This is a genomic window from Streptomyces sp. NPDC092370, from assembly GCF_044755265.1.
Lineage (GTDB): Bacteria > Actinomycetota > Actinomycetes > Streptomycetales > Streptomycetaceae > Streptomyces.
The window spans coordinates 424,752-448,663 of the sequence record NZ_JBIVQO010000002.1; the positions used below are offsets into that span (position 1 = coordinate 424,752).

The 23,912-nt window shown below is 71.3% G+C and carries 18 protein-coding genes; 5 read left to right on the forward strand and 13 right to left on the reverse strand.

The window, feature by feature from the left end; all coding sequences use genetic code 11:
* Positions 1–60: 60 nt before the first annotated feature.
* The gene (locus ACIQHQ_RS08580; protein WP_402610999.1) at positions 61–1,887 is read right to left on the reverse strand and encodes a gamma-glutamyltransferase family protein; all 1,827 of its coding nucleotides are present in this window, start codon (positions 1,885–1,887) and stop codon (positions 61–63) included.
* 334 nt (positions 1,888–2,221) lie between these two features.
* Between ACIQHQ_RS08580 and ACIQHQ_RS08585 the strand changes: the two genes are divergently transcribed.
* Positions 2,222–2,890, forward strand: coding sequence for a hypothetical protein (locus ACIQHQ_RS08585; RefSeq protein WP_402611000.1), 669 nt, complete (start codon positions 2,222–2,224; stop codon positions 2,888–2,890).
* Positions 2,891–2,917: 27 nt separating this feature from the next.
* Here ACIQHQ_RS08585 and ACIQHQ_RS08590 read toward each other — a convergent pair whose 3' ends face one another.
* The 9 genes from ACIQHQ_RS08590 to ACIQHQ_RS08630 form a co-directional block, all read right to left on the reverse strand.
* Positions 2,918–4,444: an NCS1 family nucleobase:cation symporter-1 gene (locus tag ACIQHQ_RS08590; protein ID WP_402611001.1), complete on the reverse strand. Its 1,527-nt coding sequence runs from the start codon at positions 4,442–4,444 to the stop codon at positions 2,918–2,920.
* 155 nt (positions 4,445–4,599) lie between these two features.
* Entirely contained in the window at positions 4,600–5,622 is a 1,023-nt protein-coding gene (locus ACIQHQ_RS08595; RefSeq protein WP_402611002.1) for a TIGR03842 family LLM class F420-dependent oxidoreductase, read from the reverse strand.
* Positions 5,623–5,633: 11 nt separating this feature from the next.
* Positions 5,634–7,037 carry a dihydropyrimidinase gene (hydA, locus tag ACIQHQ_RS08600; RefSeq protein WP_402611004.1) on the reverse strand — a complete coding sequence of 468 codons (1,404 nt, stop codon included), beginning with the start codon at positions 7,035–7,037 and terminating at the stop codon, positions 5,634–5,636.
* A gap of 79 nt (positions 7,038–7,116) precedes the next feature.
* Positions 7,117–7,959, reverse strand: a complete 843-nt coding sequence (locus ACIQHQ_RS08605) for a nitrilase-related carbon-nitrogen hydrolase (RefSeq protein WP_386502590.1) — start codon at positions 7,957–7,959, stop codon at positions 7,117–7,119.
* A 155-nt stretch (positions 7,960–8,114) separates the two neighbouring features.
* Positions 8,115–9,713: a PucR family transcriptional regulator gene (locus tag ACIQHQ_RS08610; protein ID WP_402611005.1), complete on the reverse strand. Its 1,599-nt coding sequence runs from the start codon at positions 9,711–9,713 to the stop codon at positions 8,115–8,117.
* A gap of 25 nt (positions 9,714–9,738) precedes the next feature.
* Entirely contained in the window at positions 9,739–11,025 is a 1,287-nt protein-coding gene (locus ACIQHQ_RS08615) for an aspartate aminotransferase family protein (protein ID WP_402611006.1), read from the reverse strand.
* Positions 11,022–11,864 carry a nitrilase-related carbon-nitrogen hydrolase gene (locus ACIQHQ_RS08620; RefSeq protein ID WP_402611008.1) on the reverse strand — a complete coding sequence of 281 codons (843 nt, stop codon included), beginning with the start codon at positions 11,862–11,864 and terminating at the stop codon, positions 11,022–11,024. Before ACIQHQ_RS08620 ends, ACIQHQ_RS08615 begins: the two co-directional genes overlap by 4 nt.
* Positions 11,865–12,034: 170 nt before the next feature.
* Positions 12,035–13,975, reverse strand: a complete 1,941-nt coding sequence (locus ACIQHQ_RS08625; protein ID WP_402611009.1) for a hypothetical protein — start codon at positions 13,973–13,975, stop codon at positions 12,035–12,037.
* Positions 13,976–14,073: 98 nt separating this feature from the next.
* Complete coding sequence (locus tag ACIQHQ_RS08630; protein WP_402611010.1) at positions 14,074–14,325, reverse strand: helix-turn-helix domain-containing protein; 252 nt, start codon at positions 14,323–14,325, stop codon at positions 14,074–14,076.
* Between the two features lie 32 nt (positions 14,326–14,357).
* Here ACIQHQ_RS08630 and map point away from each other — a divergent pair, with 32 nt between their 5' ends.
* The gene (map, locus tag ACIQHQ_RS08635; RefSeq protein ID WP_402611012.1) at positions 14,358–15,125 is read left to right on the forward strand and encodes a type I methionyl aminopeptidase; all 768 of its coding nucleotides are present in this window, start codon (positions 14,358–14,360) and stop codon (positions 15,123–15,125) included.
* A gap of 187 nt (positions 15,126–15,312) precedes the next feature.
* Positions 15,313–17,844, forward strand: coding sequence for an ATP-dependent Clp protease ATP-binding subunit (locus ACIQHQ_RS08640; RefSeq protein ID WP_402611013.1), 2,532 nt, complete (start codon positions 15,313–15,315; stop codon positions 17,842–17,844).
* A 46-nt stretch (positions 17,845–17,890) separates the two neighbouring features.
* Here ACIQHQ_RS08640 and ggt read toward each other — a convergent pair whose 3' ends face one another.
* Positions 17,891–19,693: a gamma-glutamyltransferase gene (gene ggt, locus ACIQHQ_RS08645; RefSeq protein WP_402611014.1), complete on the reverse strand. Its 1,803-nt coding sequence runs from the start codon at positions 19,691–19,693 to the stop codon at positions 17,891–17,893.
* Positions 19,694–19,797: 104 nt separating this feature from the next.
* On the opposite strand from ggt, the gene ACIQHQ_RS08650 reads away from it, so the two are divergent.
* Complete coding sequence (locus ACIQHQ_RS08650) at positions 19,798–20,562, forward strand: hypothetical protein (protein WP_402611016.1); 765 nt, start codon at positions 19,798–19,800, stop codon at positions 20,560–20,562.
* A 116-nt stretch (positions 20,563–20,678) separates the two neighbouring features.
* Entirely contained in the window at positions 20,679–22,247 is a 1,569-nt protein-coding gene (locus tag ACIQHQ_RS08655) for an alpha/beta fold hydrolase (RefSeq protein ID WP_402611018.1), read from the forward strand.
* 222 nt (positions 22,248–22,469) lie between these two features.
* Here the strand turns inward: ACIQHQ_RS08655 and ACIQHQ_RS08660 are convergent, their stop codons facing one another.
* Complete coding sequence (locus tag ACIQHQ_RS08660; RefSeq protein WP_402611020.1) at positions 22,470–23,213, reverse strand: amino acid ABC transporter ATP-binding protein; 744 nt, start codon at positions 23,211–23,213, stop codon at positions 22,470–22,472.
* A gap of 140 nt (positions 23,214–23,353) precedes the next feature.
* On the reverse strand, positions 23,354–23,761 hold the full coding sequence (locus ACIQHQ_RS08665; protein ID WP_402611022.1) for a DUF6278 family protein: 408 nt from the start codon (positions 23,759–23,761) through the stop codon (positions 23,354–23,356).
* Between the last annotated feature and the right edge of the window lie 151 nt (positions 23,762–23,912).

Below are 23,912 nucleotides of genomic sequence, written 5' to 3' on the forward strand. Positions count from 1 at the left end.
ACAAGGCGCCCCCGCCGGGTGCACGGCGGGTGGCATCGCGATGAACAGCGGGGTACCGGATCACCGGCCCACCGCGTACCCCTGCATCCCGCGCGGATTCGCCGCCGCCGACAACACACCGGTCTCCGGATCCCGTGCGACCGCGCACAGCCGGCCCTCCGACCAGGGCCCGCCGACGGTCACGTCGTGGCCGCGGCGCCGCAGCTCCTCCACGACGGCCGGGTCGGTGCGGGACTCCACGGTCACACTGCCCGGGCGCATGCCGCGCGGGTAGAAGGAGCCGGGGAAGCTGTCGTTGTGCCAGTTCGGGGCGTCGATCGCGCCTTGGAGGTCGAGGCCGCCGCGCACGGGGGCGCGCAGGGCGACCGCGAGGAAGAAGTGCAGCTGCCACTGGTCCTGCTGGTCACCGCCGGGTGTGCCGAACGCCATGACGGGCACGCCGTCGCGCAGGGCGATGGAGGGCGTCAGGGTGGTGCGGGGGCGCCGGCCGGGGGTGAGGGAGTTGGGCAGTCCCTCCTCCAGCCACGTCATCTGGAGCCGGGTGCCGAGCGGGAAGCCGAGTTCGGGCACCACGGGGTTGGACTGGAGCCAGCCGCCGCTGGGCGTGGCCGAGACCATGTTGCCCCAGCGGTCGACGACGTCGAGGTGGCAGGTGTCGCCGCGGGTGGTCCCGTCCGCGAGGACCTCAGGTTCGCCCGGCACGGGGGACGCCGGGCCCTTGGCGAGGGTCGGTTCGCCGACGCCCAGGGCGTCGTAGCCTTCCTGGGCGGCGGCCGCCACGCGTGCGTGCGCGCACAGCCGCGGGGTGCGCCCGCCGGGGCTGCCGGGCCGCAGGTCGTGCTCGGCCCGCTCGCCGACGAGGGCGCGGCGGGTCGTGTTGTACGCGTCGGACAGCAGGTCGTCGAGCGGCACGTCGGCGGCGTCGCCGTACCAGGCCTCCCGGTCGGCCATGGCGAGCTTGCAGTTCTCGACCAGGAGGTGGACGTAGTCGGCCGAGCCGTAGCGGGGCGGTTCGGGCGGGAGCAGGGCGAGTTGCTGGAGGAGGACCGGGCCCTGGCTCCAGGGGCCCGGCTTGCACAGGGTCCAGCCGTTCCAGTCGTACGTCACCGGCGTCTCGTAGGTCGCGGACCAGGCGGCGAGATCGGCGGCCGTGAGCGTTGCGGTGTGGCGTTCTCCGCTGGTGTCCCTCGTGGGGCGCCCGGCCTGGCGGACGAGGGCGTCGGCGATGAATCCGGTGCGCCACACCTGCCGCGCGGCCTCGATCCGCTCGTTCCTGTCCCCCGCTCCGGCGGTCTCGGCGAGCAGGCGCTTCCAGGTGGCGGCGAGTGCGGGGTTGGTGAAGAGCTCACCGGGGCGGGGTGCGGTGCCGCCGGGCAGGTAGACCTCCGCGGACGAGGCCCACTCCGTCTCGAACAGCTCGCGCACCGTCTCGACGGTCTCGCCGACGCGCTCCACGGGCGCGTGGCCGTGCTCGGCGTACCCGATGGCGTACTTGAGGACGTCGTCGAGGGACTTGGTGCCGTGGTCGCGCAGCAGCAGCATCCAGGCGTCGAACGCGCCCGGCACGGCGGCGGCGAGCGGCCCGGTGCCGGGGACGAGGTCCAGGCCGAGGCCACGGTAGTGGGCGACGCTCGCCCCGGCCGGTGCGACGCCCTGCCCGCACAGCACCCGTACCTCACCGCCGGCCGGGGCGAGCAGGATCGGCACCTCCCCGGCCGGGCCGTTGAGGTGCGGTTCGACGACGTGCAGCACGAAGGCACCCGCCACGGCCGCGTCGTAGGCGTTGCCGCCGTCCTCCAGCACGGCCATCGCCGACTGCGAGGCGAGCCAGTGAGTGGAGGACACCATGCCGAAGGTGCCCTGGAGGGTGGGGCGGGTCGTGAACATACGGCCTTCTCATCTCTCGTCGTCGTATGCGCTCAAGGGCACGCCACCCGTCCCCCTCCCCGTGTCGCGCTCCCGCCAAAACCCCGGAAGATCGCAGGTGGGCGGGCACTTCTCGACAGGAACCACCGCAGCCCGCCGACTACACACGCACCTGCCGCAAAACACTCACCGACCGCTGAACCAGCCGAAATCCGGGCGGTGGACAGTGGGCCCCCGTCACCGCGCAGCCACGGAGCGAGTTCGCACTTCCGCCCCACAGGCACTCATGTGACACTGTCGTTCCGTCCGCCGTGCGGACCCGTTCCGCACCGTCGTCCCCCACGAGAAGGGCGCCGTGCGTTCTCTACCCCTGTCCTTGGCCCTGACCGCCCGTCTGTCCCCGGTGGTGGTGCTCGCCACGGTGGGCTGGGCGTTGTCGTCCGGTCCGCTCGCCGCGCCACAGGCCGCCGAGCGCAAGCCGGCCGAAGCGAAGACCGAGACCCGGGCCGCGTCCGTCCCGTCCACGTCCACGGTGTCCACGGCGTACTCGGCAGCGCCCGCCCCGTGCGACAGCATCGCCGAGAAGACGATCGAGTCGCTGGTGCCGGGCGCCAAGACGGGCGGCAAGGAGATCCCGTCCACGGACACGAAGCTGCGCCGTACCTGCTCCTGGAACGCCCTCAAGGGGTACGACTACCGCTGGCTCGACGTGTCCTACGAGGTCATGAAGTCGGACGAGGCGGCACGGAAGGCGTACGAGGAGCACACCGGGAAGAAGAGCGGCGGCGGGGCCGTGCCCGGTCTGGGTGACAGCGCGTACTCCGTCGTGAACCTCACCACCGAGGACAAGCAGGAGACGCGCGAGGGCGTCGTGATCGCCCGCGCCTCCAACGCGCTGGTGACGATCACCTACAACGGCAGTGACTTCGAGTCGAAGAAGGCGCCCAGTACGGACACGATCAACAAGGGCGCCATCAAGGCCGCGAAGGAAGCGGTGGCCGCGCTGGAGGCCGACGGGGGCTGAACGCCGCCCTCCAGCGCCGGTTCCGGGTCAGACACCCGCGCGGTCACGGCCTCGCAGGGCCATCAGCAGCAGGTACAGCATCATCGACGTGCCCAGGCCCACCGCCCAGCCGTAGTCGGCCAGACCGGCCAGCGCCGGGATCGGACGGCCGTCGATCAGCGGCTTGAAGCTCGCGCCGCCGACGGCGAGGACACCGCCGACCACGAAGGCGGCGACGGCCCGCCAGTTCCAGCCGCCGTCGTACCAGTAGCGGCCGCCCGGGCGGTACAGATCGGCCAGGTCGAGCCGGGAGCGGCGCAGGATCCAGTAGTCGGCGATGAGGATGCCCGCGACGGTGCCGAGCAGCCCGCCGACCAGGCCGAGCCAGGTGAAGATGTAGCCCTGCGGGTCGGAGTACAGCTTCCACGGGAAGATCAGCACACCCAGAACGCAGGTGGCGAGGGCTCCGGCCCGGAAACTGATCCTGCGGGGCGCGATGTTGGAGAAGTCGAACGCCGGAGAGACCAGGTTGGCCGCGACGTTGACGGAGAGGGTCGCGACCAGGACGGTGACCAGCGCGAACAGCAGGCCCACCGTGCTGTCGGTCTTGGCGGCGAGCTGCACCGGGTCCCAGATGGCCTCGCCGTAGACCGCCTGGGAACCCGAGGTGACCATCACGGACAGGAAGGCGAAGAGGGTCATGGTGGTCGGCAGGCCGAGCGCCTGGCCCCGGGTCTGCGCCTTCTGGCTCCTGCCGTAGCGGGTGAAGTCGGGGATGTTCAGCGACAGGGTGGACCAGAAGCCGATCATGCCCATGAGGGCGGGGGCGAACAGCTTCCAGAAGTCGGTGCCCCAGCCGAGCTTCGACGGCTGGTCGAGCAGCGGGCCGAAGCCGCCCGCCTTGTCGCTCATCCACCACAGCATCACGAACGCGCCGACGAGCACGAAGGGCGCCGCCCAGTTCTCGAAGCGGCGGATCGTCTCCATGCCCCGGTAGATGATGACGACCTGCAGCGCCCAGAAGATCGCGAACGACAGCCACATGGTCCAGGCGTAGCCGCCGACCTTCGCGGCGTCCGTCCAGCCGGTGCCGATGAGCTTGCCGGCCAGGAAGTAGATGGCCTCACCGCCGATCCAGGTCTGGATGCCGAACCAGCCGCACGCCACCAGCGCCCGTACGACGGCGGGCAGATTGGCGCCGCGGATGCCGAAGGAGGCCCGGGCGAAGACCGGGAAGGGTATGCCGTACTTCGGCCCGGCGTGCCCGGTGAGCAGCATGGGTATCAGCACGATCACGTTGGCCAGGGCGATGGTGAGCACCGCCTGCTTCCAGTCCATGCCGACGGCGATGAGCCCGGAGGCCAGGGTCCAGGAGGCCGTGTTGTGGGCCATGCCGACCCACAGTGCGGAGAAGTTGTAGGTGGTCCAGGTGCGCTTCTCGACCGGGACCGGCAGCAGGTCCTCGTTGGCGTAGGGGCCGGTCGGTGCGGGAGCGCCGGGGGCGATCTCCACCCGGCCGTCGTCGCGGGTGACGTGGCTGGGCGGCGGTGGGGCGGTGGGAGCGGTATCGGTCATGGGCCGGGCCAATCAGGGGAGACGGGACGGGAAAGGCCGTGCGGGGGCGCCGATGGGGGGGTGCGCTCCGGGTGCGCCGGTGAGCGTCCTGGGCCCCCTTCCCGAGCCACTGGGAAGGGGGAGTTCACGGGGGGGGGGAGATGCTGCGGAGGAGATCAGCCGTTGACGGCCGGGATCACCCGTGATCCGTAGGCCTCGATCACGGCCTCCTGCGCGTCGTGCATGTCGTAGACGGCGAACTGGTCCACGCCGAGCGCGCGCAGCGCGTCCAGCTTCTCGATGTGCTTGTCGACCGGGCCGATCAGGCAGAACCGCTCGACGATCTCGTCGGGCACGAACTGGGCGTCGGGGTTGCCGCTGCGTCCGTGGTGGGAGTAGTCGTAGCCCTCGCGGGCCTTGATGTACTCGGTGAGCTCGTCGGGTACCTGGGCGGAGTGCTCGCCGTACTTGGAGACGAGGTCGGCGACGTGGTTGCCGACCATGCCGCCGAACCAGCGGCACTGCTCGCGCGCGTGGGCGAGCGCCTCGGGCGAGTCGTCCTCGGTGACGTACGCCGGGGCGGCCACGCAGATGGTCACCTCGGCGGGGTCCCGGCCGGCGGCGACGGCCGCGTCCTTAACGGCCTTGACCATGTACTCGGTGAGGTACAGGTCGGCCAGCTGGAGGATGAACCCGTCCGCCTCCTCACCGGCCATCTTCAGGGCCTTGGGGCCGTACGCGGCCATCCAGACGGGCAGTTCGGCGTCCGGCTTGATCCAGGGGAACCGGACGACGGTGCCGCCGCCGAGGTCGGCCTCCCGTCCGCTGGCGAGGTCCCGGATGACCTTCATGGCCTCGCTGATGCGGGCCAGGGTGTTGGGTTTGCGGCCGGCCACGCGCATCGCGGAGTCGCCGCGGCCGATGCCGCAGACCGTGCGGTTGCCGAACATGTCGTTGAGGGTGGCGAAGGTGGAGGCGGTGACCTCCCAGGTGCGGGTGCCCGGGTTGGTCACCATCGGCCCGACCTTCAGTGTCGTGGTGTTGGCCAGGATCTGGCTGTAGATCACGAACGGTTCCTGCCACAGCACGGCGGAGTCGAAGGTCCAGCCGTGCGTGAAGCCGTTGCGTTCCGCCCGCTTCATCAGGCTGATCACCCGCGAGGCCGGCGGGTCCGCCTGCAGGACGAGTCCGAAGTCCATCTGCACCACTCCTAGTTGAGGTACTGACAGGTGGAACGCGGGGTGAAGACGCCGTGCCCGGCACGGCCGGTGTACTCCCGCTCGGTGATGACGGGTTCGCCGCGCGAGAGGACCGTCTCGACCCGGCCGGTGGTGCGTTTGCCCTCGTACGCCGAGTAGTCGACGTTCATGTGGTGCGTCTCGGCCGACATGACCTGCTCGGCGTGCGGGTCGTAGATGACGACGTCGGCGTCGGCGCCCGGCGCGAGGGTGCCCTTCTTCGGGTACAGGCCGAACATCCGGGCCGGGGTGGCGCAGGCGATCTCGATCCAGCGGCGGCGCGAGATGTGCCCGTCGACGACCGCCTGGTGGAGGAGGTCCATACGGTTCTCCACACCGGGAAGGCCGTTGGGGATCTTGGAGAAGTCGCCGCGGCCGAGTTCCTTCTGGCCGGTGAAGCAGAAGGGGCAGTGGTCGGTGGAGACCACCTGGAGGTCGTTCGTCCGCAGGCCCCGCCACAGCGCGGCCTGATGTTCCTTCGGCCTCAGGGGCGTGCTGCACACGTACTTCGCGCCCTCGAAGCCGGGCTCGGCGAGGTTGTCGGTGGACAGGAACAGGTACTGGGGGCAGGTCTCGCCGAAGACGTTGAGCCCCTCGTCACGGGCCCGGGCCAGTTCGGCGACCGCCTCCGTCGCCGAGACGTGCACGACGTACAGGGGCGCGCCGGCCACCTGCGCGAGCCTGATGGCGCGGTGGGTGGCCTCCGCCTCCAGCAGGGCCTTGCGGACCTCGCCGTGGTAGCGGGGGTCGGTCTCGCCCCGGGCCAGCGCCTGCTCGACCAGGACGTCGATCGCGATGCCGTTCTCGGCGTGCATCATGATCAGGCCGCCGTTGTCGGCGGAGCGCTGCATGGCGCGCAGGATCTGGCCGTCGTCGCTGTAGAAGACGCCCGGGTAGGCCATGAACTGCTTGAAGGAGGTGACGCCCTCCTCGACCAGGTGGTCCATCTCCTTGAGGGTGTGCTCGTTGACGTCGGAGACGATCATGTGGAAGCCGTAGTCGATCGCGCAGTTGCCGTCGGCCTTGGCGTGCCAGGCGTCGAGGCCCTCGCGCAGGCTGTGGCCGACGCTCTGCACGGCGAAGTCGATGATGGTGGTCGTGCCGCCCCAGGCGGCGGCGCGGGTGCCGGTCTCGAAGGTGTCGGAGGCGAAGGTGCCGCCGAAGGGCAGCTCCATGTGGGTGTGAGCGTCGACGCCTCCGGGGATGACGTACTTTCCGGTGGCGTCGATCGTGCGGTCAGCGGTGAAGGTTTCCGCGGCGGGGGTGGCGGAGGCGGCGAGGGCGGCGATGCGGCCGTCCTCGATCAGGACGTCGGCGTGGATCTCGTCGGACGCGGTGATGACGAGGCCGCCGCGGATGACGGTTCGGGTGCTCATGGTGTGTCGCTCCTCGCCGTGTGAAGGTGCGGGCTGTGTGTGGCTGGTCGCGCGGTTCCCCGCGCCCCTGTCGGGGCGCTTACGGTGCAGTCAGCGGCCCGTACGCGCCCGGTGCCCGGTCCCGGTAGAACTGCCAGCGGTCGCGGACCTCCCGGAGTTTGGCCATGTCCAGGTCGCGCACGACCAGTTCGGGCTCCTTGTCGCTCGCCACCTCGCCGACGAACTGTGCCTCCGGGTCCACGAAGTACGAGGTGCCGTAGAAGTCGTTGTCGCCGTACTCCTCGACCCCGACCCGGTTGATCGCGCCGACGAAGTACTCGTTGGCGACCGCCGCCGCCGGCTGCTCCAGCTGCCAGAGGTACCCGGACAGGCCGCGCGAGGTGGCCGAGGGGTTGAAGACGATCTCGGCGCCCGCCAGGCCGAGGGCGCGCCAGCCCTCGGGGAAGTGGCGGTCGTAGCAGATGTACACGCCGACCTTGCCGACGGCCGTGTCGAAGACCGGCCAGCCGGAGTTGCCCGGACGGAAGTAGAACTTCTCCCAGAAGCCCCTGACCTGGGGGATGTGCGTCTTGCGGTACTTGCCGAGGTAGGAGCCGTCCGCGTCGATCACGGCGGCGGTGTTGTACAGCACGCCGGGCTGCTCCTCCTCGTACATCGGCAGCACCAGGACGATGCCGAGTTCCTTCGCGAGGGCCTGGAAACGGCGGACGATCGGACCCTCGGGGATCTGCTCGGCGTACTCGTAGAAGGCCGGGTCCTGGACCTGGCAGAAGTACGGTCCGTAGAACAGCTCCTGGAAACAGAGAACTTGGGCGCCTTGCGCGGCGGCGTCGCGGGCCGCCTGCTCGTGGACCTGGATCATCGATTCCTTGTCGCCCGTCCAGGCGGTCTGGAAGACGGCGGCACGGATCACTGGGCTCATCGGGACCTCCGGTCGCTCGGTGTGCCGCGAGCCTAGGAAGTCGCGTGGGCGTCTTTGAGTTGCAGCGTGTCACGTCGAAGGGCATGCGGCGTGCCACCGTGTCACTCTGTCGTGGTCCCATGTTTCACCGCCGTTTTCCCAGGTGGTCGCGTGTTTCACTGTTGTTGCGCGTCGTGCGCGAGGAGTGCGATGTGCACCGATGCGGCCTGCTCGAAGTCGTCGAGGTCCACCCCGAGGCGGACCTGTATGGCCTCCAGACGGCGGTAGAGAGCCGGCCGGGAGACGTGGTGGAGCTGGGCCGTGCGGGACTTGTTGCGGCCGGTGGCGAGGTAGGTGCGCAGGACCGACAGCAGGTCCTCCTCGGTCTCGCGCAGCAGCCCGTCCAGCTCCCGCTCCGCGAAGGACTGCACGTGCGGGTCGTCGCGGAGCAATCGGATCAGGCCCCGCAGATGGACGTCCTTCAGACGCACGACCGGGGGGAGGTCGAGGACGGCGGAGGAGCCGGCCACGGCGTCCGCGACGTGCTGCGCCTCGCGCAGGCCGGTGGGTACGTCGTCCCAGGCGGACCGGGGTTCGGCCGCCGCCACGACGGTGCGGTCCGGGCCGGGCTCGCTGCGCAGCCGGGTCGCGAAGTGCGCGGCGAGGGCGCCCGCGTCCTGGTCCCGCGGCAGGCTGAGCAGCACGGCGGTGGCGCCGTCGGCCAGTTCGGCGACCAGCCCGGGCAGGCCCAGCAGCCGCAGGAGCCGTTCGAGCCGGGCGGGGTCGCCGTCGCGGACGACCAGCGGCACGAAGGTGCGCCGGTTGACGGGCAGCCCGGCCGCGCGGGCCCGGGGCAGGAGGTGCCGCGCCGGTACGACACCGCTGACGAGGTCGGTCAGCAGGCCCTGCGCGGACTGCTCCTCCCAGGAGCAGGCGGCGCCACCGGCGAGCATGCGGTGCAGGACGAGGGCCTCGGCGGCGCGGTCGGCGAGCAGCCGTCCGGTGGCGGTGTCGCCCCGGTAGCCGCACAGCACGATCCGGCCCCAGCGTTCCCCGCGCCCGCCCAGTTCGGCCCGGATCCAGCCGTCGCCCGCGGTGCCTCCCCCAGTGCCTGAACGGCCTGGGTGGTGCCCCCACGCCTGCCGGGCGATGCGTTCCCAGTCGCGCAGCACGTCGTCCACCGCGGGCCGCTCCCCCGCCGTGCCGAGGACGCGGTGGGCGAGGTTGGTGACGACGACCGGGCATGCGCTGTGCCGGGCGATCTCGTCGAGCAGGCGTTGCAGCGGGGCGCCGGCGGTGATGAGGGCGGTGAGTTCGGTGCGGACGGCCTCGGAGAGGCTGACGGCGGCGAACTTGCGCCGTACGAGCCTCGACTGGACTTCCTCGGTCAGTTCGGCGAAGGGGAAGGGCCGGTGCAGGACGACCATCGGCAGTCCGCACCGCTCGGCCGCCCGGCGCATCACGTCCGGCGCCGCGGGGAAGGCCCGGCCGAGTCCGAGGACGACGGCGGCGGCCTCCGCGCGGTGCAGGGACCGGACGTACTCGGCCTGCTTGTCCTCGTCGCCGGCGAGCAGGACGCCGGTGGTGAGGACCATCTCGCCGCCGCGGAGCATCACTCCGACGTCCGCGGCCTCGGCGACGTGCACCCAGCGCACCGGCCGGTCGAGGTGGGTCGCACCGGCCACCACCTCGGGCTCCCCGGCGAGCACCCGCTCCAGGGTGAGGATCTGCCGCACCGACAGCGCGGGTTCCGGGGAATCCGGGGTGGTGGTCATGGGCGGTCCCTTGCTCAGCGCACTGCTACCGGATGCTCCTCAGAGCGTTCTCGAGGATCGCGGCGCCTTCCTCGGCCTCCGCGACGGTGAGGGACAGCGGCGGGGCGACGCGCAGCGCACTGGTGTTGTGCCCGCCACCCTTGCCGATCAGCAGGCCGCCCTCGCGGGCCGCCTCCAGGACGGCCGCGGCGGTCTGCGGATCGGCCTCGTCGGTCCCGGGCTTGGTGATCTCGATGCCGATCATGAGCCCGCGTCCGCGTACCTCCCGTACGGCCGGCACCTGGGCGGCGACGGACCGCAGCCGCTCGATGAGCAGGCCGCCGACGCGCCGGGCGTTGCCCTGGAGGTCGTGTTCCAGCAGGTAGGTGAGGTTGGCGAGGCCCGCCGCCATGGTGATCTGGGTGCCGCCGAAGGTGGAGATGCTGTTGGAGTCCAGGCAGTTCATGATCTCGGAGCGGGCGACGACCCCGCCGATGGACATGCCGTTGCCGATGCCCTTGGCGAAGGTCATGATGTCGGGCGGTCCGTTGCGGCCGTGGGCCTGCCAGCCCCAGAAGTGTTCGCCGGTGCGGCCCCAGCCGGTCTGCACCTCGTCGGCGATCCACAGGATGCCGCGTTCGTGCAGCACCTCGCGGAAGGCCGCGTACAGCCCGTCCGGCGGTGCGGTGAAACCGCCGACTCCCTGGACGGGTTCCGCGATCAGCGCGGCCGGGGGGCGGGTGTGGCCGAGCAGGTCCTTCAGGTCGTCGACACAGGCCGCGATGAAGTCGTCGTCGCCCAGGGAGGCGAACGGGCCGCGCGTGCGCACGCCGCCGTGGACGTACAGCGTCTGGAGGGGGGAGAGCGAGGTCGGGGACCAGCCGCTGTTGCCGGTGATGCCCACGGAGCTGAAGGAGCGGCCGTGGTAGCTGTTGCGCATGGCCAGGATGGTGTTGCTGCGCCGGTACGCCGTGGCCAGCAGCAGTGCGGTGTCGTTGGCCTCGGTGCCCGAGGTGGTGAAGAAGACACGGGCGTCCGGGATGCCGCTCAACTGGGCGATGCGTTCTGCGAGTTCGACCATCGGACGGTTGAGGTAGAGGGTCGAGGAGTGGATGATCCGCCCGGCCTGCTCGCTCACCGCCTTGGTCACCTCAGGCAGCGCGTGGGCCGTCATGGTGGTGAGGATGCCGCCGAAGAAGTCGAGGTAGCGGTTGCCCTGCGCGTCCCAGACGTGGCGGCCCTCGCCGTGGGTGATCTCGAGGGGCTCCTCGTAGTAGAGGGCGAGCCAGTCGGGGAGCACCGCCCGGTGGCGGCCCAGGAGGTCGTTGATCACGGCTTCACCAGCCCTTCGTAGGCATCGGGACGGCGGTCGCGGTAGAAGGCCCACGTCTGCCGCACTTCTTCGATGAGGTCGATGTCCAGTTCCCGGATCACGAGCTCCTCCTGGCTGTCGCTGGCGACATCCCCCACGAACTGCCCGCGCGGGTCGACGAAGTAGCTGGTGCCGTAGAAGTCGTTGTCCCCGTACTCCTCCTGCCCGACGCGGTTGATAGCGGCGATGTAGTACCCGTTGGCGACGGCCGCCGCGGGCTGCTCCAGCCGCCACAGGTGGGACGACAGACTCCGGTGGGTGGCCGAGGGGTTGTAGACCAGCTGGGCTCCGGACAGGCCGAGCTGCCGCCAGCCCTCCGGGAAGTGGCGGTCGTAGCAGATGTACACGCCGACCTTGCCGACGGCCGTGTCGAAGACGGGCCAGCCGAGGTTGCCTGGCTTGAAGTAGAACTTCTCGCGGAAACCCTTGAGCTGCGGGATGTGGTGCTTGCGGTACTTGCCGAGGTAGGTGCCGTCGGCGTCGATCACGGCCGCGGTGTTGTAGTAGAAGCCGGGCTGCTCCGCCTCGAACACCGGCGCGACGATGACCATGCCGGTCTCGCGCGCGAGTGCCCGCATGCGCCGCACGGTCGGCCCGTCGGGGACGGGTTCGGCCCAGCGGTAGTGCTCCGGTTCCTCGACCTGACAGAAGTAGGGGCTGTTGAAGACTTCCTGGAAGCCGATGATCTTCGCGCCCCGGCGGGCCGCCTCGCGGGCGTGCTCCTCGTGTTTCGCCACCATGGACTCGGTGTCGCCGGTCCAGGTGGCCTGGACCAGGGCGGCACGTACGACGTTGGCCATGAGCTGCTCCTTCGACGCGACGTCTGCGCCTCTACGCCCGTAGAAGCGGGCCGTAGAGCCACGAACGTAAGCCTCTGGCACGGGGTTGCCAAGACCATCGTCGCCAACCCGCGGGGCATTGCGCGATTCGCACTCCTGTGGGTGAGTCACCCGGGGTACGACGTCGCCGGTCAGGCGGGTAATCCGGCGACGCGCAGGGCGTGCACGACATCCCAGCGGCGTTCCTGAGAGACGCCCCGGGCGGCTTCCAGCAGGAGCGGCACGAGGCGCTGCGGATCGGGCTCGGCGCTGCGGGCGGCCTCCTCGGGGGTACGGGCCCTCACGAACGCGTCGAGCAGCACCCTCACCTCGCGGTGGCGGCCCTCGGCGACCAGGCCGAGGACGGCCTGCCCGAGCTCGCCCGGCGGCCGGGCGACTCCCTGCCGGAGCATCTGCCGCCCGTCCCCCGGCCGCCCGGCCGCGACCAGCGCGTCGGCGGCGGCGACCAGCCGTCCGGCGGGCAGTGAGGCGGCCTCCCACAGCAGCGTCTGCCAGTCGGCGCCCAGCCCGGCGGCGTGCAGCCCCTCCGCGAGCAGCGGGAACCGGCCGGGCTGCCACGAGGCGACCTCGGCGAGCAGCGCGTGGGCCTCCCCGCCGCGTCCCTCGCTCCGCAGCCGGGCCAGCGCGTCGACGGTCCTTCCCACCTCGGCCAGGTCGGCGGCCCCGGCCGACGCCGCCTCCCGCACCGGGCGCTCCGCCCCCGCCTCCTCGGCGGCCCCGGCGAAGCGCGCACCCCGGGGGCTGCGTCCGGGGGCCGCGGGGGCCGGTGCGGGCAAGGTCGGCACGGCGGCGGTCGGCACCATGACGGGTGCGGTGCCCTCGTCCGTCATTCCGGCGAAACGGGCGCCGCCACGACGGCGTTTGCGTTGCTTGGAGACGGGGGGCGTGGGGGTTGGGGCGGTGAACGCGTCGGGGAGGGCCGGGACGGTGAACGCGTCGGGCGAACCGCCCGCGGCGGTTTCCGTACGGGCGCTCCGGTGCTCCACGCCCTGCGGGGCGTACGGCCCAGCCGTGATCCCGCCCGGATCCGGGAACACCTCGGGCACGGCCCCCTCGACAGCCTCCGCGGAACCGCTCCGGTGCTCCACGCCCTGCGGGGCGTACCACCCGGCCCCGGCCCCGCCCGGACCCGGGAACACCTCGGGCTCGGCCCCCTCGACGGCCTCCGCGGAACCGCTCCGGTGCTCCACGCCCTGCGGGGCGTACCGCCCGGCCCCGGCCCCGCCCGGACCCGGGAACACCTCGGGCTCGGCCCCCTCGACGGCCCCCCCGGAACCGCTCCGGGCCCCCGGACGCCGCAGAGCGCGCCACCCCGCCCCGGTCCCGCCCGGACCCACGAACACCTCGGGCACGGCCCCCTCGACAGCCTCCCCGGAACCGCTCCGGCTCCCCGGACGCCCCTGGGCGGGCCGCCCGGCCTCAGGGGTGACGGCGTCGTACCGGCCGGGTGAGGCGGGCACCGTCGAGGCCTGACCCGTGGAGTGCTGCGGCAGGGCAGGCGACCCCGCCGTGGTGCCGTGCAGCCCGTCGGCCTCGTCGCGTGCTCTTGGGGGCACCCCCTGCTCGCGCCGGTCCACTTGAGCGATCCGGGCCCGGAGTTCCGCGCAGCGCGCGGCGGCCCGTTCGTGGTCGTCCTGGGCCCAGGCCAGGTCCACGCGGAGGGCGTCCGCCTGTGCGCGGGTCGTGGCCGAGGTCAGCTGGCGGGCCAGGGCAGCCCGGCGTTCCGCGGCGTACTTCTGTTCGCGGAGCATGACGTCGAGGCGGTCGCCGAGGGCGTCGCGGCCCCCGGGCCGGGTGTCGTGCGCGGCGAGCGCGGCGGCGTGCAGGGAGCGGGCGTGGTCCTGCTCCGGGCCGGCGCTTCCGGGACCGTGCCGCCCGGCGAGATCCTGGAGCAGGGCCTCGACCACGTCCCACGGAGGCATCTCCCGCCCGTCGAGACAGGCCCGCATGCCCTCCGGGTCGCGGTGCCAGAAGACCGCGCACCAGCCGCCGGACGGATCGAGGCGTGCCAGCAGGCCGTTCAGGTAGGTCGCGAACTCCCCGACCTCAGCCGGGAGTCGATCCGCCGCCATCGCTCAACTCCCGTGAGACCGGAGCACTCCGCCCCGTAGGCAACACCAGTCGTGTTACGGAGGTGCTACAGGGAGTTTTCACGCGTGGCGCGGAAGCCTCAGACGGGCACCAGCACGCACTTCCCGGCCAGTTCGTCCATCGACAGCCCGAGCACTCCCGCCAGGGCGGCCACCGTGAAGAAGGCCGGCGTCGGGGCCCGCCCGGTCTCGATCTTCCTCAGGGTCTCCGCGGAGATGCCCGCGCTCGCCGCGATCTCCGTCATGCTCCGGGGACCACGCGCCTCACGCAGCAGTCGGCCGAGCCGCTCGCCGCGTTCGCGCTCTTCGGGGGTGAGAGGGGTGCGCACCATGACCCCATTCTAATACCGGTATAGTAATTGGCATGGTGGAGCTCAAGACAGACACGTCGATCGACGCGATGTACGAGGCGGGCCAGGTCGTCGCCCGCGCCCTGACGGCCGCCCGGAAGGCCGCCGACGTGGGCGTGTCCCTGCTGGAGCTGGACGAGGTGGCGCACGACGTCCTGCGCGAGGCGGGCGCGACCTCACCCTTCCTCGGTTACCGGCCGTCCTTCGCGCCGACCCCCTTCCCCGCCGTCCTGTGCGTCTCGGTCAACGACGCGATCGTGCACGGCGTCCCGACCCGCTACCGCCTGTGCGACGGCGACCTCGTGTCCATCGACTTCGGCGCCGAACTGGGCGGCTGGGTCGGCGACTCCGCGCTCAGCTTCGTCGCGGGCACCCCGCGCGCCGCGGATCTCCGCCTCGTCGGGACCGTCGAGCAGGCCCTCGCCGCCGGCATCGAGGCCGCCGTCGTGGGCAACCGCATCGGCGACATCGCCCACGCGATCGGCACGGTGTGCCGGGGGGCCGGCTACGGCATCCCGGACGGCTTCGGCGGCCACGGCATCGGCCGCCGCATGCACGAGGACCCCGGGGTGCCGAACGAGGGCCGCCCGGGTCGCGGCATGCGGCTGCGGCACGGCATGGTGCTGGCGATCGAGCCCATGGTCATCGCGGGCGGCACGGACGGCTACCACGCGGCCCCCGACGGCTGGACCCTGAAAACGAACGACGGTTCCCGCGCCGCCCACGCGGAGCACACGGTGGCGATCACGGATTCCGGGCCGAGGATCCTGACGGCGCGCTGAAACCCACCCCGTACCCCCTTCCTCCCGATATGCCCTGAAGGTGCCCGTCGCCGACGATCGTGCGAAGGTGTTCTACGAGCGCGCCCCAGGTGTAACCGGCTGCCACCCGGGTTACCCGACCCCGGCACGTCGACCAGCGAGGGCGTCCCCCGCCCGCGCGCCGGGGACGCCGGGAACGGAAAAGCCCATGAGCAGCGGCTTCACCAGCCCGGAGGGCTACGGCTCGGACCCCTTCGGAGAATTCCTCGCACGCTTCTTCGGCGGACCGCGTCCAGGTCCCCGGCAGATCGATCTCGGGCGGCTGCTCAGTCAGCCGGCCCGGGAGCTCGTCCGCGGCGCCGCCCAGTACGCCGCCGAGCACGGCAGCCGGGACCTCGACACCCAGCACCTGCTACGGGCGGCGCTCGCCACCGAGCCCACCCGCACCCTGCTCAGCAAGGCCGGCGCCAACCCCGACTCGCTGGCGTCGCAGATCGACGACCGGTCGGGCCCCGCCCAGCACACGCCGGACGACGCCCCGCCGCCGACCGCGCTCTCCCTCACCCCGGCCGCGAAGCGGGCCCTGCTGGACGCGCACGACATGGCCCGGGCACGCGGCTACGGCTACATCGGCCCGGAGCACGTGCTCAGCGCTCTGGCGTCGAACCCCGACTCGGCCGCCGGGCACATCCTGAACGCGGCCCGCTTCGCCCCCTCCGAACCGCCCGAGGCGCCGGAGGTTCCCCAGTCGGAGCGCCCGCGCCCGACGAACACACCCACGCTCGACAAGTACGGCCGTGACCTGACCGAGCTGGCCCGGCAGGGCCGGATCGACCCGGTGATCGGCCGGGAGCAGGAGATCGAGCAGACCGTCGAGGTCCTCTCGCGCCGCGGCAAGAACAACCCGGTGCTGATCGGTGACGCGGGAGTCGGCAAGACGGCCATCGTGGAGGGGCTGGCGCAGCGCATCTCCGAGGCGGACGTGCCCGATGTGCTGACCGGACGGCGCGTGGTCGCCCTGGACCTCACGGGCGTGGTCGCCGGCACCCGCTACCGGGGTGACTTCGAGGAGCGGATGAACAACATCGTGGGCGAGATCCGCGCCCACTCCGACCAGTTGATCATCTTCATCGACGAGCTGCACACGGTCGTGGGCGCCGGATCCGGTGGCGGCGACGGCAGCTCGATGGACGCCGGGAACATCCTCAAGCCGGCCCTCGCCCGGGGTGAGCTGCACATCGTGGGCGCCACCACGCTGGAGGAGTACCGCCGCATCGAGAAGGACGCGGCGCTGGCCCGCCGCTTCCAGCCGATCATGGTGCCGGAGCCGACACCCGCGGACGCGATCGAGATCCTGCGCGGCCTCCAGGACCGCTACGAGGCCCACCACCAGGTCCGCTACACCGACGAGGCGCTGGTCGCGGCCGTGGAGCTGTCGGACCGCTACCTCACCGACCGCCGCCTGCCGGACAAGGCGATCGACCTGATCGACCAGGCCGGTGCCCGGGTGCGGCTGCGGGCCCGGACCAAGGGCACGGACGTACGGGCCCTGGAGCGGGAGCTGGAGCAACTGATCCGGGACAAGGACCAGGCGGTCGCGGACGAGAGTTACGAGCAGGCCAGCCAGTTGCGCGACCGGATCGCGGAGCTGAAGCAGCGGATCACCGACGCCGGTGGCGACAGTGAGGTCGACGAGGGCCAGGACCTCGTGGTCGGCGCCGAGGCGATCGCGGAGGTGGTGTCCCGGCAGACCGGCATCCCGGTCAGCAGCCTCACTCAGGAGGAGAAGGAACGCCTGCTGGGTCTGGAGGAACATCTGCAGCAGCGGGTCGTCGGCCAGGACGAGGCCGTACGGGTCGTCTCGGACGCGGTGCTGCGCTCCCGCGCCGGGCTCGCGGCTCCCGACCGCCCGATCGGCAGCTTCCTGTTCCTCGGCCCGACGGGCGTCGGCAAGACCGAACTGGCCCGGGCGCTCGCCGAGGCGCTGTTCGGCAGCGAGGACCGCATGGTCCGGCTCGACATGAGCGAGTACCAGGAGCGCCACACCGTCAGCCGGCTGGTCGGAGCCCCGCCCGGCTACGTCGGCCACGAGGAGGCGGGCCAGCTGACGGAGGTCGTGCGCCGCCACCCGTACTCGCTGCTCCTGCTGGACGAGGTGGAGAAGGCCCACCCGGACGTCTTCAACATCCTGCTCCAGGTCCTCGACGACGGCCGGCTGACCGACTCCCAGGGCCGCACGGTGGATTTCAGCAACACGGTCATCGTGATGACGAGCAATCTCGGTTCCGAGGCGATCACTCGCCGGGGCGCCACGACGGGCTTCGCCGCGGGTGGTGCCGACGCGGACGAGGAGGCCCGCCGCGAGCAGATCCTGCGCCCGCTGCGTGAGCACTTCCGCCCCGAGTTCCTCAACCGCATCGACGAGATCGTCGTCTTCCGCCAGCTCAGCACGGAGCAGCTGCGCCGGATCACCGACCTCCTGCTGGACCGCACCCGCTCCCTGGTGCGGGGCAAGGGCATCACGGTGACCTTCACCGACCGGGCCGTGGAGTGGCTGGCCGAGCGCGGCTACCAGCCGGAGTACGGCGCCCGTCCGCTCCGCCGCACCATCCAGCGCGAGGTGGACAACGAGCTGTCACGACTGCTGCTGGACGGCAGGGTGCCGGACAACGGCCAGGTGACGGTGGACGTGGAGGACGGGCACCTGAACTTCCGGACGCAGGGTTCGGCATCGCCCTGACGGGTGCGGGGAACTACGCGACCAGCCCCCACGCGCCCGCACGCACTCAGCGCACAGGCCGCACCACCATCGCCGATCCCCCACCCCGCCGCACGGTCTCGGCGGCGGCCAGCCACCTCCCACCCGACAGCCGCTGGACGCCCGTTGCCGCGCCGATCTCCGGGTTCGCCTTGAAGGAGTGCCCGATCGCTTCGAGCTGCTTCCTGACGTCACCGTCGAGACCCGGCTCCAGCTCGGTCTGCGCGGCATTGCGCTGGCTGACTCGCGGAGCGGCGATCGCGTCGACCAGCGGCAGCCCCCGGTCGACGAACCCGGTGAGCGTCTGCAGAACGGTCGTGATGATCGTCGCGCCGCCCGGCGACCCCAGCGCCACCACGGGCCTGTCGTGCCGGTCCAGCACGATCGTCGGCGACATGGACGACCGCGGACGCTTGCCCGGCCCCGGCAGGTTCGGGTCGTGCACGGCCGGGTTGGCCGGGGTGAAGGAGAAGTCCGTCAGCTCGTTGTTGAGGATGAAGCCCCGCCCGGGGACGGTGATCCCGCTGCCGCCGGTCTGCTCGATGGTGAGGGTGTAGGCGACGACGTTGCCCCACTTGTCGGCCACCGTCAGATGCGTGGTGCTGTCCCCCTCGTACGTCGTGGGAGCCGCCGTGCCGCCCGAGCCGCAGCGCTGCGGACGACGCGGATCACCGGGCGCCACGGGGCTGGTCAGCACCGCGTCGTCCTTGATGAGGCATTCACGCGAGTCGGCGAACCGCTGCGACAGCAGTTCCTTCGTCGGCACGTCCTCGAAGGCGGGGTCCCCCACCCACCGGCCCCGGTCGGCGAAGGCGATCCGGCTGGCCTCGATCAAGCGGTGCAGATAGCGCGCCTTGCTCGTCTGGGACAGGTCGGTCCGCTCAAGGATGTTGAGCGCCTCCCCGACCGTCGTGCCGCCGGAGGAGGACGGTGCCATGGAGTAGACGCCGAGGTCGCGGTACGAGGTCCTGGTGGGTGCCTGGAGCCTGGTGCGGTATGCGGCCAGGTCCTCGGCGGTCAGGTCGCCCGGCCGGGCGTTCCAGCCCGAGCCGGGGTCCACCGGCGGCTTGTTGACGGTGTCGACGACGTCCCGGCCGAGCCGGCCGTGGTAGAGCGTGTCGACGCCCTTGCGTCCCAGCTCCGCGTACGTGCGGGCGAGGTCGGGGTTCTTGAAGGTGGAGCCGACGACCGGGAGTTTCCCGCCCGGCAGGAACAGGTCGACGGTGTCCGGGAAGTAGCGGAAGCGTCTCTCGTTGGACGCCGTCTGCGAGCGGAAGGTCTCGTCGACGGTGAAGCCCTCGCGGGCGATCCGCTCGGCGGGCTTCAGCACCGTGGAGAGCCGCTTGCTGCCCCACTGGTCGAGCGCCCGCTGCCAGGTGGCGGGTGTGCCGGGGGTGCCGACGCTCAGGCCGCTGCTGACGGCGTCGGCGAAGGCGAGGGGCTTGCCGTTCTCGACGAACAGGTTCTTGTCGGCGCTCAGCGGGGCGGTCTCGCGGCCGTCGATGGTGCGTACCGTGCGGGACTCGGCGTCGTAGTAGACGAAGTAGCCGCCTCCGCCGATGCCGGCGGAGTAGGGCTCGGTGACGCCGAGCGCGGCGGCCGTGGCGACGGCCGCGTCGACGGCGTTGCCGCCTTTCCTGAGGACCTCGATCCCGGCGGCGGAGGCGTCGGGATCGACGCTCGAGACGGCACCGCCGTAGCCGACGGCCAGCGGGGACTTCTCACCGCCGGTGTGCTGCGCGGTGGGTGGCGGCGCCACCGCTCCCACCGACATCACCACGGCGGCCGAAACCGCCAGGACCGTCAGATTCCGTGCGACAGGGCGACGCATCCGCACCTCCAGTCAAAGGCCGTCCGCGCAGCTTAATTCATCGCCATGGCCGCGTCAGGCAGGCGTCGAACACCGGTGCGTCGGGGCCGCTAGCATGCGCGCCCATGACCGACGACGTGCGCAACATCGTTCTGGGCCTGATCGCGGCGGGCATCAGTGCCGTGCTGGGCTGGCTCACCCGTACGTTCCTGTGGAAGCGCAAACTCCGCCGCAAGCAGGCCTTCTTCGGGTTGCCCGAGAACTCCGAGTCCCTGCTCGTCGTCAACCGGGATCCGGCCGCGAGCGAACCGGCGGTCCACCGCTTCGACGTGTACGCGCTCCTGGAGCTCTCGGCGCTGGTCAAGGACTGCGGGGCGCACTTCCACGTGCTCACCCAGGACGCCGCGCACCAGGGCTTCGGGGAGCGCACCGAGTTCTGCGTGGGCGGCCCGGCGTCCAACCGGCGCATGATGGCGCACATGTCGGCCATGCTGCCGGGTGTGCGCGTCAACGTCGACGCCGAACCGGGGCCGGACCGGGGCGCCTTCCGGATAGGCGGCGAGCGCTACCGCATGGACCCCGGCGTCACGGAATACGTGCTGCTGGCCCGGCTCACCGCGGGTGACCGCCGCGACGCCCGTCCCGTGTTCCTCTTCTGCGGCCAGCGGGCCATCACCAACCAGGCGGCCACCCGCTACCTCGCGCGCCATCACGAGCGGCTGTCCCGCACGTACGGCACCGGGGAGTTCGTACTGCTGCTCAAGGTGATCAATTCGCAGGCGTACGGCCCGGACGTCGTCGAACTGGTGGAGGACGTGACGCGAGCGGCGCGGACCCCGCTGCCCGTCGCGGCGACGGGGTCTCCACGCAATACACACCGTGCCTCCTGAAGTCCTCCGCTGCTCAACAATCGTTACTGGCACGTAACTTACCGACGGGTTACCTCTGGTAAGCGGTCGAGGTTACCGTTCGGTCACTTTGCACTGACACGAGTGAGGAGTGACCCGTGGGACCCCACCGCAAGGCCCTGCGCACCACCGCCGTGGGCGCCGTCTCGGCGACCCTGGTCGCCGGCACCGCCCTCGGATTCGCCCCCACCGCCCAGGCGGCACCGAACCCCATCCGCTTCGTCGACATCGCCGGCTACGGCGGCACCGTCCTCAAGGCCAACGTCGTCACCCCCGCCGGTGCCCGCGGCGGCGACCGCTACCCGCTGCTCGTCATGCCCACGAGCTGGGGCCTGCCGCAGATCGAGTACCTGGCCCAGGCGCAGAAGCTCGCCGACTCCGGATATGTCGTCATCACCTATAACGTGCGCGGTTTCTGGCAGTCGGGCGGCGAGATAGAAGTGGCGGGCCCACCCGACGTGGCCGACGCGTCGAAGGTGATCGACTGGGCGCTCACCCACACGCCCGCGGACGCCGGGCACATCGGCATGGCGGGGGTTTCCTACGGCGCGGGCATCAGCCTGCTCACCGCCGCGCACGACCGGCGGGTCAAGGCGGTCGCATCGCTCAGCGGCTGGGCCGACCTGATCGGCTCGATCTACGCCGGGCGCACCCAGCACGTCCAGGGCGCCGCCCTGCTGGACGGCGCGAGCGTGGTGACGGGCCGCCAGAGCGCTGAACTGCGGCAGACCTTCGACGACTTCTACAGCTCCAACCTGGCGAAGGAACCCGAGCTCATCGCCTGGGGGAAGAAACGTTCCGCTACGACCTACGTCGACCAGATCAACAGAAACGGCGCGGCGATCATGCTCGCCAACGCCTGGGGCGACAGCATCTTCCCACCCAACCAGTACGCCGACTTCTACGAGAAGCTGACCGGGCCGAAACGGCTGGAGATGCGGCCCGGTGACCACGCCACCGCCGAGCTGACCGGCCTGTTCGGGCTGCCCAACGACGTGTGGAAGGACACCGAGCGCTGGTTCGACCACTACCTGAGGGGCGCGGACAACGGCATCGACCGTGAACACCCCGTTCAGCTCATGTCCCGCTCCGCGGGCGGCTACGAGGGCTACCCGGACTGGAAGTCGGCCGGCGCCGCCCACCGGAAGATCGCCCTCGCGGGCACGACCACGATCCGCGCCAACGTGAACTCGGGGGCGGACGGCGGGGTCGTCTTCCTGTCCAGCATCCTCGACCAGGTGGCGAAGGTGCCGCCGATGGCCTCGATCCCGTTGATCCCCCGCCGCTGGGCGGCCGTCTGGCAGTCCGAGAAGTACACCTCGGCCCAACAGGTACGCGGAACGGCCACGTTGCACACGACCCTCACCCCGACCAAGGAGAGCGGCACCCTCGTCGCCTACCTGTACGACGTGGGGCCGCTCGGCCTCGGCAAGCTGGTCACCAACGCGCCGTACACCTTCCACGGGCGCACCCCCGGAAAGCCGTTCGGCGTCGACCTGGAGCTGTACTCCACGGCCTACGACGTCCCGGCCGGGCATCGCCTCGCCCTGGTCGTCGACACGGTCGACCCGCTCTACATCGAGCACAACCCGTCCGGCGCGCAGCTGACCTTCTCCTCGCCGGCGAACGACCCGTCGTACGTGTCGGTTCCGCTGCGCGAGCAGTGATCTCCGGCTGCCGCCGGACGGGCCTGGCCGATGTGAACCGCCGCCCCCATGGCCATCGGGCCGTGGGGGCCGCGCCCGGTGGGAATGCCCCGCGGACCGGGCGGGCGGTCTGCTCACCCCTGGCGGGATCGGTGGCCTTCGGCGAAGTCCCCCTCTCCGACAGGGATGAAGGGCACATCGTAGTCGAGGTCCGATTCGATGAGCCGTCCGGTGCCTGCTCGTTCAGTGCTTGAGGATCTTGGAAAGGAAGTCCTTGGCGCGGTCGCTGCTGGGGTTGGTGAAGAACTCGTCGGGGGTGCGGTCCTCGACGATCCGGCCGTCGGCCATGAAGACGACGCGGTTGGCGGCCGAGCGTGCGAAGCCCATCTCGTGCGTGACGACGATCATGGTCATGCCCTCGCGGGCGAGTTGCTTCATGACCTCCAGCACCTCGTTGATCATCTCCGGGTCGAGGGCCGAGGTCGGCTCGTCGAAGAGCATCGCCTTGGGCTCCATGGCCAGGGCGCGGGCGATCGCCACGCGCTGCTGCTGGCCGCCGGAGAGCTGCGCCGGGTACTTGTCCGCCTGATCGGCGACACCGACCCGCTCGAGCAGCTCCCGGGAGCGCCTGTCGGCGTCCTCCTTCTTGCGCCCGCGCACCTTGACCTGCCCCAGCGAGAGGTTCTGCAGGACGGTCTTGTGAGCGAAGAGGTTGAACGCCTGGAAGACCATGCCGACGTCGGCGCGCACCCGGGCCAGCGGCTTGCCCTCCTCCGGCAGCGACTGCCCGTCGAGGACGATCTCTCCGGACTCGATGGTCTCCAGACGGTTGATCGCCCTGCAGAGGGTCGACTTCCCCGAGCCGGACGGGCCGATGACCACGACCACCTCCCCCCGGCCGACGGTGAGGTTGATGTCCTGCAGGACATGCAGCTCCCCGAAGTGCTTGTTGACGTCACGCAGCTCGATCAGCGGCTCGACGGCCATACTCAGCCCTACTCACTCTCAGCTGTGTGGTGGTTGCCGCAACGTATCCAGACAAGATCGAAGTTGTCGGGCGACACGCACTTTTCGATCATTAGCCGTATTTACGTGGAACATTGGGCCATTGGATGCCGTCATGGGGCTCACGACTCCGCGACTTCGGCGTACAACTGCGACAGCTCGGGGACCCCGTTGACGGCCCACTCGCGCCCGGCGTCCACCACGTCGACCTCCCGGCCGGAGGTCAGCCGTACGACCGGTTGCCCGTCGGACCGGATCTCCCAGGCGGCCCCCGGAACGGTGCGCACGATGACGGTGCCGAGGTAGAGCCCGGCGTCGTTGCCGAGCCAGGGCAGGGTCTCCTCGTCGTCCCGCCAGCGCGGCACGAGCTGGTCCAGCGCTTCGAGGGAGGCCGCCGAGTCGTCCAGCCGCACACCCTCCCGGTACGCCTGGGAGCGGAGCAGTTCGCACTCCGCGAGGAGTTCCGCTATGCCTGCGGGATCGGGGAACCCGATCTTCTGGCGCCGGTTGCCCAGGAAAGGGATGTTCATACGTCCAGCGTGTCATTCGTACCGCCGTCTGCACCACAGGGCGCGCGGTCCCGTCGATCCGGGTCGAGTTCAGGCCGAGTTCACGCGGCGCGCGTTGACGCGCCATCCCTGCCTCCCTAGCTTCACCGTGCGTCTTGCGTCTCGTCCATCG